This window comes from Kitasatospora sp. NPDC059795, assembly GCF_042732175.1.
GTDB lineage: Bacteria > Actinomycetota > Actinomycetes > Streptomycetales > Streptomycetaceae > Kitasatospora.
Window position 1 is genome coordinate 655,388 of sequence record NZ_JBHWID010000001.1, and the last position, 14,151, is coordinate 669,538.

A 14,151-nucleotide genomic window follows, 5' to 3' on the forward strand; every position below is an offset into this window, starting at 1 on the left:
CGAGCAGGGCGTCACCCTAGGGGCCGGCTGTGACAGTCGGGATGCCGTCAGGGCCTCAGTGCGCGCTCCAGTGTCGGGCGGTGTTCGGACAGCCAGGATTGCAGGCGGTCCCAGCGGGGCCAGCCGCCGTAGGAGTTGAAGTAGGTGAGGAAGGCGGGCTCCTCGGCGGCCAGTCGGCGGGCGATGAAAGCGCGGCAGGTGGCGGTGGCCTGCTCCAGGACGGTGGGGAGGGCGGTGCGGTCGGTCGAGGAGAGGTCGTAGGCGTCGGCGAACAGGCGGAGGCGGGACGGGACTTGGAGGTGGGGGCGGTCCGTCTCGGCGGCTGTGGCGGGGTCGAGGACCGGGATCCAGTAGCGGGCCGTCATGGCGACGTCCCAGATCGGGCGGCCGGGGGCGGCCAGGTCGAAGTCGATCAGGGCGGCGGCCGCGCCGTCGCGGAAGACCACGTTCTCGACGCACACGTCGTTGTGGCAGAGCAGCGGCCCGCCCTCCGGGTCGGCCAACTCCGTTGACCAGTCGGCGTCCTGGTCGAACGGCGTGCGGGCGGAGGCGTCGTGCCAGCGGCGCAGCAGGCGGCCCACCGAGGTCAGCGCCTGCTCGCCGAGCGCCCACGCCGGGTACGGCAGCACCGCGACGTCGCCCGGCAGGAACTCCAACTGCTCGCGTCCGCCCGCGAGTTCGGTCACCGGCAGTGGCGCATCCGGGAAGCCGCCCGCCCGCAGGGCTCGCAGGAAGCCGTGCAGGGCGGGCGCGTTGGGGCCCGCAGGTCGCTCCACCACCGTGCCGCGACGCACCACCGCGCCGGCGTTGGCCAGACCGCCCGTCAGCTGCTGCTCGTCCATGAGCCGATTGTGTCAGCCGAGTCGGGCGGTGACGGTCTTGGGCCGCTGGTACTCGCGCAGGGCGAGGGCGGACAGGTCGGTGCCCGCGCCGCTGGATCGGCGGCCGCTGTGGGGGAGTTCGGCGGACTGCGCGAGGTGGCAGTTGAGCCAGACCTCGCCGGCGGAGATGCGGTCGGTGAGAGCGAGTCCGGTGGTGAGGTCGGTGGTCCAGACGGAGGCGGCGAGGGCCTGCGGGACGGACTCGGCAAGGGCGACGGCCTCGTCGAGACTCCCGGCGCGCTGAACGGTGAGCAGTGGGCCGAACACCTCCTCGACGACGGCCGGATCGTCGGCGGGAAGGTCGGCGAGGACGGTCGCGGGCCGCCACAGGCCGTCCGTGCGGCCGGGCGCGACGAGCACGTTCTTGGCCGAGCTCGCGGCCAGGATGCGGTCGTAACGGGCCGCCTGGTCGGGGTTGTTGAGCGGGCCGAAGTCGCGTCCGGCCCGGCGTTCGGCCATCGCGGCGGCGAGCGCGGAGACCGCGTCGTCGTAGGCCGGGTCGAGGACGATGACCCGGGCGGGGGCGGCGCAGCTCTGGCCGGCGTTGTAGGTGCAGGTGGCGGCGAGCTGCTGCCAGGTGTCGGCGGGCGCGTCGGGGAGGACCAACACCGGGCTGTTGCCGCCGAGTTCGAGGCTGACGGGGGTGAGCCCGGCGCGGGCGGCGATGTCGGCGCCCGCGCCGGGGCTGCCGGTGAAGGCGATCAGGTCGCAACCGGCCCCGACCAGCAGCCGGCCGGTCTCCCGGTCGCCCGGGAGGGCGGTCAACACACCCGGGCCGAGGGCCTGTTCGGCGTGTGCGGCGAGCAGCAGGGCGCTGTCGGGGGTGGTCTCGGCGGGCTTGAGGACCACCGTGTTGCCGGCCGCGAGGGCGGGACCGCAGCGCCAACCGGCCATCAGCAGCGGGTAGTTCCACGGCACGACGGCCGCCACCACGCCGACCGGCTCCCAGCGCACCCAACTCTGGTGACCGGCCAGGTAGTCGCCCGCGGCGGGCGAGGTCCCGGCCCGGACGGCGCCGCCGTAGAACCGGAACAGGTCGGCGACCTCGGCGATCTCACCGGCCGCCTCGGCGGCGGGCTTTCCGGTGCCCGCGCGCTCGGCCTCCACGTACGCGGAGGCGTGCTGCTCGATCAGGTCGGCGAGCGCGGAGAGCCGGCGGTGGCGCTCGCGCGGGGTGAGCGCGGCCCAGCCGGGTCGGGCGGTGCGGGCGGTGGCGACGGCGGCGGACACCTCGGCGGCGCGGCCGGGGGCGAGGGTGCGGCGGACGGCGCCGGTACGCGGGTCGATCAGGTCCATGAGGTCCATCAGCGCTGCTCCAGAGATCACAAGGTCACAAGGTCACAAGTCGTAGGCCCGCAGCCAGAGTTCGAGGGTGAGCAGCAGCCACAGCTTGCCGCCCTGGCGGGGCAGCAGCAGGCCGCCGCCGCGCATCCAGGTCTCCACCGTGTCCGCCCGGAACAGCCCGCGGGCCCGGGCCGTGGGGCCGAGCAGCAGGTCGCCGGTGAGTTCGGCGAGCGGGCCGCGCAGCCACTGCTGCACCGGCACCCGCATGCCGCTCTTGGGCCGGTAGGTGACGGTGTCCGGCAGTAGGTCGCGGACCGCCTCCTTGAGGATCCACTTCTCCTCGGTGGCGCGGAGTTTGAGCGCCGGCGGGGTGGCGAACGCGTGATCCACGACCTGTCGGTCGAACAGCGGCGAGCGGCCCTGGATGCCCTGCGAGGCGGTCAGCCGCTCCACCTTGGTGAGGATGTGGTGGGCGCCCTTGGTGCGCAGGTTGCAGTGCAGCAACTGGTCGAGCAGCGACGGCATTCGGCGGTCGGTGAGGTACGGCGCGACGTGCTGGCGCGGGTGCGCGTCCGGTCCGAGGGCGTCCAGTTCGGCCAGCGCCTCGCCGGTGAGCAGGACCGGCAGGTCCTCCCAGCACTTGCGGTAGGTGTGCAAGTAGGCGTCGGCGCGGGCCTGTTCGGACGCGTCGTCGCGAAGCAGCTCGAACACCAGCATCGCCAGGTTCTTCGGCCCGCCGAACACCGGGTCGCCGCCTTCGCCGTTCAGCGACACGGCCAGCCCGTCGCCGGCGACCGCCTCCGCGAGCATCAGGTTCGGCACGGTCAGGGGGTCGCCGACCGGGCTGTCCAGCAGCGCGACGGTGTCGGCGAGGCGCGCCGCGACCTGCTCGCCCGGCACGGTCAGCACCCGGTGCCGGGTGCCGCAGTGGGCGGCGACCAGGCCCGAGTAGCCGAGCTCGTTGGGGAGTTCGTTGCCGAAGCTGATCGAGTAGGTGTGCACCGGCCGGTCGTGCAGCCGGGCGGCCAGCGCCGTCACCAGCGAACTGTCCACGCCGCCTGACAGCAGCACCGCCACGTCCTGCCCGTCCGGGAGCCGCCGCGCCACCGCGCGCTCCAGCAACTCCCGCAGGCCCGAGGCGTATTGGTCGTCCGCACGGTCGAGTGTCCGGGCCTGCGGTTCCCAGAACTCCTCGACGTGCGCCGAGCCGTCCGCGCGCAGGCGGGTGACCTTGCCGGGCAGCAGCTCGGAGACCCCGCGCAGCAGGGTCTCGGTGCCCGGAAGGTAGGCGAAGGTGAGGAAGGACCGGACGGCGGCGAGGTTCAACCCGGTGTCCACGTCGGAGCGTTCGCGCAGCGCGCGGAGCGAGCTGGACACCGCCCAGCCGCCGTCGCGGGTGCGGCAGTGGAACGCCGTCCGGGCGCCGGTGTGGTCGCGGATCAGCACCAGGTCCGGGCCGTCCAGGACCGCGAGGGTGAACATGCCGTCCGCCGCCCGCAGCCCGTCCGGGCCGAGCGCCAGCCAGCAGCGCAGCAGCAACTCGCCGTCCGGGCAGGCCGGTTCGGCGGGGTGTCCGGCGGCGGCCAGGGCGGCGTGCAGCTCGTCCCGGTTGTGCAGGGTGACCTCGCCGACGGCGGTCCGGCCGTCCACGGTGAACGGGCCGTCCGCGAAGCCGGGGACACCGGTCAGCAGGGCGGCCGAGACGGTGCGGCCGCCGGAGGTGAACGGGCTTGCCACCAGGGCGGGTTCGGGGCGGCGAGCGCCGTCCGCAGGCAGTGAGAGGACGGTGTAGCGGGCCGGCCGGTGCGCGGTGCGGAGAGGGGGTTCGGCCAGCCGGCGCGACTCAGCCAAAGTCGTCCCCGTCCCAGGCGTCGCCGTCCGCCGGGTGGTGCCCGTCGCCGCCGTCGCCGGCCGTGCCGAAACCGTCGTGGTCGTCGAACCCGTCGTCGAACCCGCCGTCTTCGTCCCCGTCGCCTCCGCCGTCGCTACCGCTACCGTCTCCGCCGCCGCCGTCCCCGCCACTGTCGCGGGCGCGTTCGGCGGCCTGGCGGCGCAGTTCCTCCTCCTCTGCCGCCGACAGCAGATCGGGCGCGTACTGGGCGGCCGCGATGCCCGCGCCGAGGCCGAGCGCGCCCAGCACGACGCCGACCCGGCCCGGGAACGAGCTGCGGTTGACCAGCACGTAGCGGCCCTGGCCCCACACGGTGCGGCCGTAGCCGATGTCGCGCCCGTAGCCGGCGTGGCCGTCGGCGTGGATGCGCTTGACCAGATCGCGGCCGAGCCGCTCGTCGGTGCCGGAGTCGCCCCGGTCGTCGCGCCAGTGGATGCGGCCGTCGGCACCACGGATGCGCCACTCGCTGCGGCCGTCGGAGTACCGGCGGTGCACCGTTCCGTCGGCCAACAGCTCGTCGCTGTAGGTGATTTCGGGTGGCTGGGTCATCTTCCGGAGTCCTCGGGGGTCAGGGCGTCGGCCAGGTCAGGAAGCCGGTGTCGCGGGCCCGGGTGGGCGCGGCCGGACGGGCGGGCGGGGCGAAACCGCCACCGCGGACGGTGCGCAGCACGGTCCGCAGCAGCCGGGCGGGACGGACGGCCGCGAGCTCCGCGACCCGGCCCCGGGCCAGCCAGGCCCGCTCCGCGGCGGGCAGCTCGGACGGCAACTCGTCCGCCTCGCACCGGGGTTGGCCGACGAGCGCGGCCAGGTGCAGGGCGGCGGCGTGGCGCGGCAGCAGGCCCATGGTGCGTACCCGCAGCCGGGGGCCGGCGTGCTCGCGCACCCGCGAGAAGAGCTGGAGTCCGGCGGGCGAGGCGTCGTGCAGCACGTGCACCACCGCGCCGTCCGCCCGCGACAACGCGGCCAGCAGCCGGGCGTCCAGCGGCAGCCGCTCCGGGGTGAGGATCGGGCACGCCCCCTCCAGGTGGATGCGGTTGGCCAGCAGCATCGCGGCGATCGCCGGGTCCTGGCAGACCAGCAGCCGGGGAAACGCGTAGTCGTACAGGTCGCCCTCCGGCCCCGGCCGGTGCGGACGCGGCTCCACCACGTCCGGCAGGACCGGCAGTTGGGGCTGCCGGGCGAGCGCGCCCGCGAAGCGTCCGGCGGACAGCAGCGGCCGAGTGGTGTACCGCAACCGGTGCGGGCCGTGGTGCAGCGGGAACAGCGTCCGGTCGGTCTCGTAGTACAACTGGCGAGCAGTGAAGGCGAGTTGGCCGGGTTGTGCACATCGCTCGGCGGCCCGGCGGACGGCACGGTCGAGGAGCCGGTCGGGGATCGGAATCGGGTTGCGTCCGCTCGTCATCGGGCACCTCCCACGGTCAGGGCCGAAACGGCATCGGCGGTCGGGCGTTGTGCGGGCGGTGCCTCGGGTGGTGCCTTGGGCGGTGCCTCGGGCGGGGTGGGGCGGGTGGTCTGCCCGGTGTGGCGGCGTAGGAAGACCTTCGGTGCGGCGAGCGCGGCGTCCGTTGCGTGGTGGCCGGGCTGTGCGGCGTGGATGGCTGCCCGTGCGGCGGGCAGGGAGGTTGGAGCGGTCGGGAGTCCGCGCAGCGCTATGGCACGGGTATGGGGGGTGCTGGGCAGAGGCGGCTGAGCCTGCCGGACGGGTGCCGTCGGGAACCGTACGGGGGAATGCTGCGGGCGGGTGGTGTAGCTCGCCTCGTCGGGCAAGCTGCTTGCGGTGCAGGGAAGTTGTATGGGATTTGCGTGGCGCTCGGTGCCCGTCCGGTCGGTCGCGTCGGGTATCGGGCGCAGGCTGGATTCGTGGGTCATCGGGCAGCACCGTCCGTGGGCGGGGCGGTGGGCCAGGTGAGGAAGCCGATCTGTTGGGCGCGGCGGCGGGCCTGGTCGGGGGGCTCCGACGGGGGTGCGGTGGTGGCGCGGTGGACGGCCTTCTCGGCGAGGATGAGAAGTTTCGTGGGCGGCAGCGTGATCAGTGGGGAGTACCGGCCGGAGGTCAGCCAGGCCCGTTCGCGACCGGTCAGGCGCCGCCAGCCGGGTGCGGCGGCCAGCGCCGCCGGTACCTGGGGTTTGCGCAGATCGTGCAGGCGTATCGCCTTGGCGGGTTCGAGGACGGCGCGCGGCGCGAGTCCGGCGTCGACCACCCGGCGGCCGGGCAGTGCGGCGCGGATCGCCACCGTGCGGGTGAGTGCGGACAGTGAGAGGTCGCGCAGCACCACCACCGGCAGGCCGGCCGGGACCTTCGCCAACTCGTCGACCAGCAGCACCTGGTGGCGTCGGGCGAAGTCGTTGGCGCGCAGAAAGGCGGTCACGGCCGAGAGTTCGCACAGCACCACGGCACGGGCCTTGGCCAGGGCGGGAGTTGGGACAGCGGGCGGTGGGTCATCCACCAGCCCGGGCGGGAGGGCGCCGTAGACCTCGCGCCACCGGTCGATCACCTGGTACTGGAACCGGATCGGCGACAGCTTGGGATGCAGCGGAGCCCCGGCGCGCATGCGCCACACGGAGTGGAAGTCCTGGATCGCGCGCCCGGTCGCGAACAGCGCGATCGCGCCCGGTAGGAGGGCCGCGTCGGCGAGGACCGCGACCGCGGCGGCTCCCAGCGCCGCCGCGGTGGCGAGGGAGCCGAACACGATGTGCCGACGGCGGTCGCGGGGGCCCGGAAAGCCGTACAGGCGGCGCTCGTTGAGCCAGTACAGCTGCTCGACAGTGATCTGCAGCCGACCGCCGGTGCCCTTGGCCACCAGCTCGCGGAACTTGATGTCGTGCAGCCGGCCGGGCTCGACCTTCGGGTCCAGCGCGAACGCCCGGCGGCAGCGCGAGCAGCGGTGCTCGGGGCGTTCGCGCCGGGTCAGGCTGGTCCGGCAGTGCGGGCAGATCATCCGGTACCGCCCGCAGGCGGTGCCGCCGGCCAGCTGAGGAAGCCGATCCGCTCGGCGCGGCGCCGGGTCTGCGCGGGGGTCTCCTGCACCGGCACGGGGGCGACGGCCCGCTGGACGGCCCGTTCGACGGCCTTCTCGGCGAGGGCGAGCAGCTTGGCGGGCGGCAGCGTGATCAGCGGGCAGTCCCAGCCGTCCGTGAGCCAGTCCCGTTCCTGCTCGGTCAGGCGCTGCCAGCCGGGCGAGGCCGCCAGCGTCCAGGGCACCGTCCGCCTCGGCGCGTCGCGCAGGCGCACCGCCTTCGCGGGCGCGAACACGGCGCGCGGCGCGAGCCCGGCGTCCACCACAAGCCGGCCGTGCAGTTTCGCCCGGATCGCCACCGTGCGCTCCAGCGCCACCAACGAGAGGTTGCGCAGCACCACCACCGGCAGCTCGTCCGGGACCTTCGCCAACTCGGTGACCAGCAGCACCTGTTGACGCTCGGGGAAGTCGTTGGCGCGCAGGAAGGCCGCCACGGACGGGACTTCGCACAGCACCACGGCCCGGGCCTTGACGGTGCTGGGCCCGGCGGTGGTCGGCGGGTGTTCCAGCAGCCCGCTCGGCAGCGTGCCGTAGACCGCCCGCCAGCGGTCGATCACCGCGCGCTGGAACTCGTTCCGACGGACCGTGGGAGCCAGCGGACTCTCGGACTTCAGCCGCCGGGAGCCGACGAACTGCTGCAGCGCGAAGGCGGCGGCGATCAGCGCGACCGGGCCCAGCAGGAACCAGACGAAGCTGCCGATGCCGGCCGCGATCGCCCCGGCCACCACCGCGACCACCGTCAGCGCGACGCCCGCCGCGACGGTGCCCTGGCGCTCCGTGGCATCCGGAAAGCGGTGCAGGCGGCGCTCGTTGAGCCAGTACAGCTGCTCGACGGTGATCTTCAGCGTGCCGCCGGTGCCCTTGGCCACCAGCTCGCGGAACTTGCTGTCGTGCAGGCGGCCCGGTTCCACCTTCGGGTCCAGCGCGAAGGTCTTGCCGCAGTGCGAGCAGCGGTGCCCGGGGCGGTTGCGCTGCAGCAGGTCGGTCTGGCAGTGCGGACAGATCATCGGGCGTTCCCCCGCGTCATCGGGCGTGCTCGATCGGCCGGTCGGTCGGAGAGGTCGGAGAAGTTGGGGAAGTCGGAGCGGTCGGGGACATCGGACCGGTCGGGGAAGTCCGGGACATCAGGGGAGGCCGGACGCGCCCTCAACGGGAGTCCTCCAGCGCCGCCGCGATCCGGTGCAGCCGGTGCGCCAACCGCTCCCGCACACCCACCGTACCCACCCGCTGCCGGGACGTCACCTCCCGTAGGGCGGCGGCGAGTTCCTGCTCGCCGCGCTGCTCGGCGACCTCCGCAGTGATCGCGTAGTCCTCGTGGTCGATGCCGTAGCCGGTATTCGCGGCCAGGATCGCCAGCCGGTTGCCACTACGGTTGCCGAACGAGTGCGGCATCAGCTCGGGGATGCGGATCAGCGTGCCGGGCGCCAGGTCGACGGCCACCACCCGGCGGCGGCGCGCGTCGTACAGCCCGCAGGACGCGGGGCCGAGCGCCAACACCAGGTGCTCGCCGCCGTGCGCGTGCGGCGTGAACGCGGTGTGCGGCGCGACCAGGCCCAGCTTGTAGGTGGCGTTCGACGGGCGTTCCGGGGAGGTCGCCGCGTCGCCGATGAAGTAGTGCGCGTACTGCTGCTCGTCGATGAAGCGCAGCAGCCCGCTGTCCGGGTCCTGCGGGCCGAGTTCCCGCACGCCCGCCCGGTCGGCGCGCAGCACCCGCCCGTCCGGTCGCAGCCGGAACAGTTCGGCGCCGTCCGGCAGCGCGGACGCCTGGCGTTCCAGGCTGCGCAGCCCCCCGCGTAGCGACACTCGCGATCCCCCCAGTCGGTGTTCGCGGCGATGCTACCGGGCTGCCGTGAACACCGACCGGCGGGATACTCGAACGGATGTCGAACTCTGCGGAGGTGAGAGCGATGCCCGCGACTGTTGCCGGAGCCTCGGGTCCCCGTCCGGTACGGGGGACGATTGCCTGGCTGACCGACAAGCACAACTCCTCGTTGGTCTTCCTGCTGGCCCTCTCGCTGGGCCTGGCGCTGGTCGCCCCGCAGGTGACCGAACTGTGGCTGCTGATCGTGTTCGCGGTGGTGTGGGGCGTGACCGTGGTGGCCTTCGTCTCGCAATTCTGGGGCCGCCACGAGCACGCCCACCCGCACCAGTCACACGCCCGTCACGCGGCGTGATCGGAGAAAGGGCCTCTGCCGGGCCGGCGCCGTTCTGCGCCCCGGCAGCGGCCGCCTGCGCGACGCGCCGCCGACCCTGAACCCGTGACCTGCGGGCCGCCGCTGCGGAGCCCCATCGGGCTCAACTGCCCTGTGCGCACTCGGACTTGCGGCCTCTCAGCAACGCCGTGATGAGCACCAGCAGCGCCAGGCAGATGCCGCCGAGCACCCACAGGACGGTGTGGAACGCACCGTCGTACGCGTGGACCAGGAGGTCGGTGAAGCTGCCGCGCTGCGCCTCCGCGACCTGCCCGGCCGGGCCGGAGACGTTGCCGCTCGCGACAGCCCCGGCGACGGCGGTCGGGTCACCGGCATAGCCGGCGATGCCGTCCCGGGTCCTGCCGTTGACGACGGTCGCGAGCAGCGAGCCGTAGACGGCCACGGCGACGGCCTCGCTGCCGAGGCGCATGGTGTTGAGGAAGCCGGCGGCCATGCCGGCCCGCTCCGGGGCGACGAGCTCCAGGGCGCGGCCGTCGACGAGACCGGCCGCGAGGGCGTAGCCGGTGCCGGTGATCACCATCGGCAGGGCGACCAGGGCGAGGTCGACGGCGGGATCGAAGAGTTCGAGTCCGGCGACGCCGACCACCAGGAAGACCAGGCTCAGGCGGATGACGCCCATCGCCGAGACGCCCTTGGCGACCAACTTGGCGGCCACCAGCGGGAAGACCAGCATCGGGACCGTCAGCATCAGCATGGTCGCACCGGCCGCGCCGCTGGAGTAGCCGCCGGCGGCGGTGAGGTAGCCGGGCAGGTAGGTCAGCATGGTGACGAAGCCGAACGAGCCGGCCACCGGCACCAGGCAGAGCGCCATGAACCTGCGGTCGGCGACGATGCTCAGGTCGAGCATCGGGTGCTCCTGGCGCTTCTCCACCGCGGCGAAGACCGCGAGGACGACGATCGTCCCGGCGAACAGGCCGAGCACGCCCGGGCCGGCCCAGCCCCACTGCGAAGCCTGCACGATGCCGGTGGTGAGCAGCAGCACGGCGAGGACGAACAGGGCGGAGCCGAGGACGTCGATGCGCGCGCCCTCGGTGCGGGTCTCCCGGACGGAGCGTCCCATGGTCGGGACGGCGAGCAGGACCGGCGCCAGCACGATCACGTGCACGGCGAACACCCAGCGCCAGCCGGCACCCTCGATCAGCACGCCGGACAGCGACGGGCCGAAGGAGATGCCGAGGCCGGCGACGGTGCCGAAGAGCGCGAACGCCCGGCCGCGGGCGGGGCCTTCGAAGACGGTGGAGAGCAGCGCCGCCCCGCAGGAGAAGATCGCGGCGCCGCCGACGCCGGCCAGGGCCCGGGCCGCGTCCAGCAGGATCACGTTGCCGGCGAAGACGCTGGCCAGCGACGCGGCCGCACAGATCGCGGCACCGAGGGCGAAGGCGCGGACGCGGCCGACGATGTCGGCGACGGAGCCCCAGGCGAGGGTGAAGCACGCGAACGCCACGTTGAAGGCGTTGACGACCCACTGCAACGGCACCAGGCCGGCGTCGAGGTCGGCGCCGATGTACGGCAGCGCCACGCCGGTGCCGGAGATGGACGTGGGGACGACGAAGACGGCCAGCAGGACGACGGCCAGGGTCAGCGTCTGCCGCCGACGTTCGAACGGACGGGGTCCGGCGTCGTCCCGGACGAGGGCGGGTTCGGTCTGTGCGGGCATGGTGGGGGACGCTCCCGTGCCGGAGGACTCCGGAGTCTAGGTTCGATGTTGATCGAACCCGAAGCTTTCACGGGGCGAAGGTATGATGCAAATCAAACCTTTCTCGCGGCGGTGGTCGGCGAGCGACGGTGCGACGAAGCGACGGAGAGGCGGAGAGATGGTCGACGCGGAGGGCCACCCGAGCCGGGACGAGATGGAACTCGCGGCGATCCTGAACGCCCTGTCGGACCCCCTGCGGTACCGGGTCGTCCAGGAATTCGTGGAACTGCCGGACCTCACCGAGCGGACCTGCCAGTCCTTCGGGCTCGGGGTCTCGAAGTCCACGCTCAGCCATCACTTCCGAATCCTGCGCGAATCCGGACTCGTCCAGCAGATCAACCGGGGCAACAGCAGGAAGGCGCACCTGCGCCGGGACGACCTGGAGGCCCGCTTCCCGGGGCTGCTCGACCTCGTCGCCGGGAACCCGCTGCCCGGGGCGGCCCCGGCGAACGACGCCGCCGCCGCCGACGCCGCCACTGACGACGGCGTCGGAGCGCCGCCCCGGTCGTGACCTGGCAGCCGGCCGGCCGCCCCGGCCTGCGGTGGGGCTACTCGGCCGCGGTGACGTCCACCCCGCGCCAGAAGGCGACCCGGTCGCGGACGTGCTCGGCCTCCGGCTTCGGCTCCGGGTAGTACCAGGCGGCGTCCGGGTTCTCGGCGCCGTCCACCGAGACCGTCCAGTAGCGGGCGGTGCCCTTCCAGGGGCAGACCGTCGTGGTGTCGCTGGGAACGAAGAAGTCCCGGTTCAGCGCTTCCGGCGCGAAGTAGTGGTTGCCCTCCACCAGCACCGTGTCCTCGGACTCGGCCAGCACTGCACCGTTCCACACCGCACGCACCATCCGTGCCACCGCCTTCCCCGATCCACCGAAACCGCTCTGTCCCTCCGTCAACTCCCCGCGCGGCCAAGGAATTCCGCACAGCCCTAACTGCCCGACCAGACCGTGGTGATGTTGCAGAACTCGCGGATGCCGTGGCCGGACAGCTCCCGGCCGTAGCCGGAGCGCTTGATGCCGCCGAACGGGAAGGCCGGGTGGGAGGCGGTCATGCCGTTGAAGAAGACGCCGCCGGCGCGCAGGTCGCGGGCGCAGCGGCGGCGGTCGTTCTCGTCGCGCGTCCAGACGTTGGAACTCAGGCCGAACGGTGAGTCGTTGGCGATCGCCAGTGCCTCGTCCAGGTCGCCGGCCCGGTAGACGGTGGCGACCGGGCCGAACGCCTCCTCGTGGTGGATGCGCATCCGGGGCGTGATGCCGGTGAGTACCGTCGGCTGGTAGTACCAGCCGTCGGCGAGCTCCGGGTCGCCGGGGCGGGTGCCGCCGCAGGCCAGGCCCGCGCCTTGGCGGACGGCGTCGGTGACGAGGTCCTCGATGTCGCTGCGGCCCTGTTCGGTGGCGAGCGGGCCGACGTCGGTGGTCTCCGCCATCGGGTCGCCGACCGTCAACGCCCGCATCCGCTCGGTGAATCCGGTCAGGAACTCGTCGTAGACGTCGGCGTGGACGATGAAACGCTTCGCCGCGATGCAGGACTGGCCGTTGTTCTGCACCCGGGCCGTGACCGCCTTGGCGATCGCGGCGGGCAGGTCGGCCGTCGGCAGGACCAGGAACGGGTCGCTGCCGCCGAGTTCGAGGACGGTCTTCTTCACCTCGTCGCCGGCCACCCGCGCCACCGCGCGGCCCGCGCCCTCGCTGCCGGTCAGCGTCACCGCCGTGATCCGCTCGTCCCGGATCACCGCCTCGACCGCGCGCGAGGGGATCAGCAGCGTCTGGAAGCAGCCCTGCAGGAACCCGGCGCGGGCGAACAGCTCCTCCAGTGCGAGCGCGGTGCGCGGCACGTTCGACGCGTGCTTGAGCAGGCCGACGTTGCCCGCCATCAGCGCGGGCGCGGCGAACCGCACGACCTGCCAGAAAGGGAAGTTCCACGGCATGACGGCCAACACCGGGCCCAGCGGCCGGTATTGGACCGAGGCCGCCACCCCGCCGGAGTCCTTGACGTCCTGCTCCGCCGGGTGCTCGTCGGCGAGCAGCTCCTCCGCGCGGTCCGCGTACCAGCGCATCGCCTTCGCGCACTTCGCGGCCTCCGCGCGGGCCTGGACCAGTGGCTTGCCCATCTCCAACGTCATGGTGCGGGCGACCTGTTCGTTGGTCTGCTCCAGCAACTCGGCGGCGCGGTGCATCAGTTCGGCGCGCTGCGCGAAGGTGGTCAGCCGCCAGGACTCGTACGCGGACTGGGCGCGGGCCAACCGGGCCTCGACACCTGCCTCGTCCAGCGGGTCGAACACCTCGACGGTGCGGCCGTCGGCCGGGTTGACGGTGGCGATGGGCATGGGGGAACCACTCCCTCCTCGGACGCCGCCCGGCCTTCCGGGCGGGGTGGCGGACATCGAAGGGAGCGAGGAGGTGGAGACAGGAATCGAACCTATGTGCACGGCCCTGCAAGCCGCTGCCTCGCCTCTCGGCCACTCCACCGGGCTCCCTCGCGTGACACCGAAACTAGCAGCGCGAAACCCGCGCAGTGCGCCGCGACGCACCGAAGTGTCGTGCAAATCAACGGAGGTGACCGCAGGTCAGCGCTTTGCAGTGTGATCAACAGGTGATCGACGGTCGATCGACCGGCGTGGCGGCGCACTACCCTGGGCGGCGTGCAGATCGACGACCTGAAGCGGCTCCGCAAGGCCCGCGACACCATGGACCGCGACTATGCCGAACCGCTGGACGTCGCGGCGCTCGCCAAGGTCGCGCTGATGTCGGTCGGCCACTTCCAGCGCAGCTTCCGCGCCGCGTACGGCGAGACCCCGTACAGCTACCTGATGACCCGCCGCATCGAACGCGCCAAGACGCTGCTGCGGCGCGGCGACCTGTCCGTCACCGAGGTCTGCATGGCCGTCGGCTGTACCTCGCTCGGGTCGTTCAGCACCCGCTTCACCGAACTCGTCGGCGAGAGCCCCAGCGCCTACCGGGCCCGCGACCACAGCGCCGCCGAACACATCACCGCCTGCGTGGCGATGTACCTCACCCGCCCGATCCGCGGCACCGACACCGGCCGACCGGGCCCGCCGACCGGCGTGCAGCCGGCTGCGCCCACTGGCACGCAGACGGGCGCGCCCACCGGCACGCAGATGGGCGCGCAGCCGATCAGGAACGGAGAAGCGGAAGCGGCCGCCGATCAGTAGCGT

The 14,151-nt window shown here is 73.3% G+C and carries 14 protein-coding genes and 1 tRNA gene; 3 read left to right on the plus strand and 12 right to left on the minus strand.

From position 1 onward, the window contains the following. Nucleotides 1–47: 47 nt before the first annotated feature. The 8 genes from ACFV4P_RS03200 to ACFV4P_RS03235 all read right to left on the minus strand — a co-directional run bounded on the left by ACFV4P_RS03200 (nucleotide 48) and on the right by ACFV4P_RS03235 (nucleotide 8,876). Nucleotides 48–842 (minus strand): phosphotransferase enzyme family protein, encoded by a 795-nt coding sequence (locus tag ACFV4P_RS03200; protein ID WP_380466722.1) that lies wholly within the window; start codon nucleotides 840–842, stop codon nucleotides 48–50. Between the two features lie 12 nt (nucleotides 843–854). Next, entirely contained in the window at nucleotides 855–2,186 is a 1,332-nt protein-coding gene (locus ACFV4P_RS03205; protein WP_380466725.1) for an aldehyde dehydrogenase family protein, read from the minus strand. Between the two features lie 33 nt (nucleotides 2,187–2,219). Further along, entirely contained in the window at nucleotides 2,220–4,016 is a 1,797-nt protein-coding gene (locus ACFV4P_RS03210) for an asparagine synthetase B family protein (protein ID WP_380466728.1), read from the minus strand. Continuing rightward, on the minus strand, nucleotides 4,009–4,605 hold the full coding sequence (locus tag ACFV4P_RS03215) for a hypothetical protein (protein WP_380466731.1): 597 nt from the start codon (nucleotides 4,603–4,605) through the stop codon (nucleotides 4,009–4,011). Before ACFV4P_RS03215 ends, ACFV4P_RS03210 begins: the two co-directional genes overlap by 8 nt. 19 nt (nucleotides 4,606–4,624) lie before the next feature. Beyond that, a complete protein-coding gene (locus ACFV4P_RS03220; RefSeq protein WP_380466734.1) occupies nucleotides 4,625–5,458 on the minus strand; it encodes a hypothetical protein in 834 nt (277 codons plus the stop codon). A gap of 463 nt (nucleotides 5,459–5,921) precedes the next feature. Next, the gene (locus tag ACFV4P_RS03225; RefSeq protein WP_380466737.1) at nucleotides 5,922–6,995 is read right to left on the minus strand and encodes a hypothetical protein; all 1,074 of its coding nucleotides are present in this window, start codon (nucleotides 6,993–6,995) and stop codon (nucleotides 5,922–5,924) included. Then, nucleotides 6,992–8,080, minus strand: coding sequence for a hypothetical protein (locus ACFV4P_RS03230; protein WP_380466740.1), 1,089 nt, complete (start codon nucleotides 8,078–8,080; stop codon nucleotides 6,992–6,994). The genes ACFV4P_RS03225 and ACFV4P_RS03230 overlap by 4 nt, the downstream gene beginning before the upstream one ends. 139 nt (nucleotides 8,081–8,219) lie before the next feature. Then, a complete protein-coding gene (locus tag ACFV4P_RS03235) occupies nucleotides 8,220–8,876 on the minus strand; it encodes a cupin domain-containing protein (RefSeq protein ID WP_380466743.1) in 657 nt (218 codons plus the stop codon). A 104-nt stretch (nucleotides 8,877–8,980) separates the two neighbouring features. On the opposite strand from ACFV4P_RS03235, the gene ACFV4P_RS03240 reads away from it, so the two are divergent. Further along, nucleotides 8,981–9,247 (plus strand): hypothetical protein, encoded by a 267-nt coding sequence (locus ACFV4P_RS03240; RefSeq protein WP_380466746.1) that lies wholly within the window; start codon nucleotides 8,981–8,983, stop codon nucleotides 9,245–9,247. Between the two features lie 121 nt (nucleotides 9,248–9,368). Here the strand turns inward: ACFV4P_RS03240 and ACFV4P_RS03245 are convergent, their stop codons facing one another. Continuing rightward, nucleotides 9,369–10,943: an MFS transporter gene (locus ACFV4P_RS03245; RefSeq protein WP_380466748.1), complete on the minus strand. Its 1,575-nt coding sequence runs from the start codon at nucleotides 10,941–10,943 to the stop codon at nucleotides 9,369–9,371. A gap of 157 nt (nucleotides 10,944–11,100) precedes the next feature. On the opposite strand from ACFV4P_RS03245, the gene ACFV4P_RS03250 reads away from it, so the two are divergent. Continuing rightward, nucleotides 11,101–11,493 carry an ArsR/SmtB family transcription factor gene (locus ACFV4P_RS03250; RefSeq protein WP_380466750.1) on the plus strand — a complete coding sequence of 131 codons (393 nt, stop codon included), beginning with the start codon at nucleotides 11,101–11,103 and terminating at the stop codon, nucleotides 11,491–11,493. A 37-nt stretch (nucleotides 11,494–11,530) separates the two neighbouring features. Here ACFV4P_RS03250 and ACFV4P_RS03255 read toward each other — a convergent pair whose 3' ends face one another. The 3 genes from ACFV4P_RS03255 to ACFV4P_RS03265 form a co-directional block, all read right to left on the minus strand. Next, nucleotides 11,531–11,809 carry a DUF427 domain-containing protein gene (locus ACFV4P_RS03255; RefSeq protein ID WP_380466753.1) on the minus strand — a complete coding sequence of 93 codons (279 nt, stop codon included), beginning with the start codon at nucleotides 11,807–11,809 and terminating at the stop codon, nucleotides 11,531–11,533. 95 nt (nucleotides 11,810–11,904) lie between these two features. Continuing rightward, nucleotides 11,905–13,302 (minus strand): NADP-dependent succinic semialdehyde dehydrogenase, encoded by a 1,398-nt coding sequence (locus tag ACFV4P_RS03260; RefSeq protein ID WP_380466756.1) that lies wholly within the window; start codon nucleotides 13,300–13,302, stop codon nucleotides 11,905–11,907. 71 nt (nucleotides 13,303–13,373) lie between these two features. Further along, a tRNA-Cys gene (locus ACFV4P_RS03265) sits at nucleotides 13,374–13,444 on the minus strand. A gap of 218 nt (nucleotides 13,445–13,662) precedes the next feature. Between ACFV4P_RS03265 and ACFV4P_RS03270 the strand changes: the two genes are divergently transcribed. Next, the gene (locus ACFV4P_RS03270; RefSeq protein ID WP_380467111.1) at nucleotides 13,663–14,148 is read left to right on the plus strand and encodes a helix-turn-helix transcriptional regulator; all 486 of its coding nucleotides are present in this window, start codon (nucleotides 13,663–13,665) and stop codon (nucleotides 14,146–14,148) included. The last annotated feature ends 3 nt before the right edge of the window (nucleotides 14,149–14,151 follow it).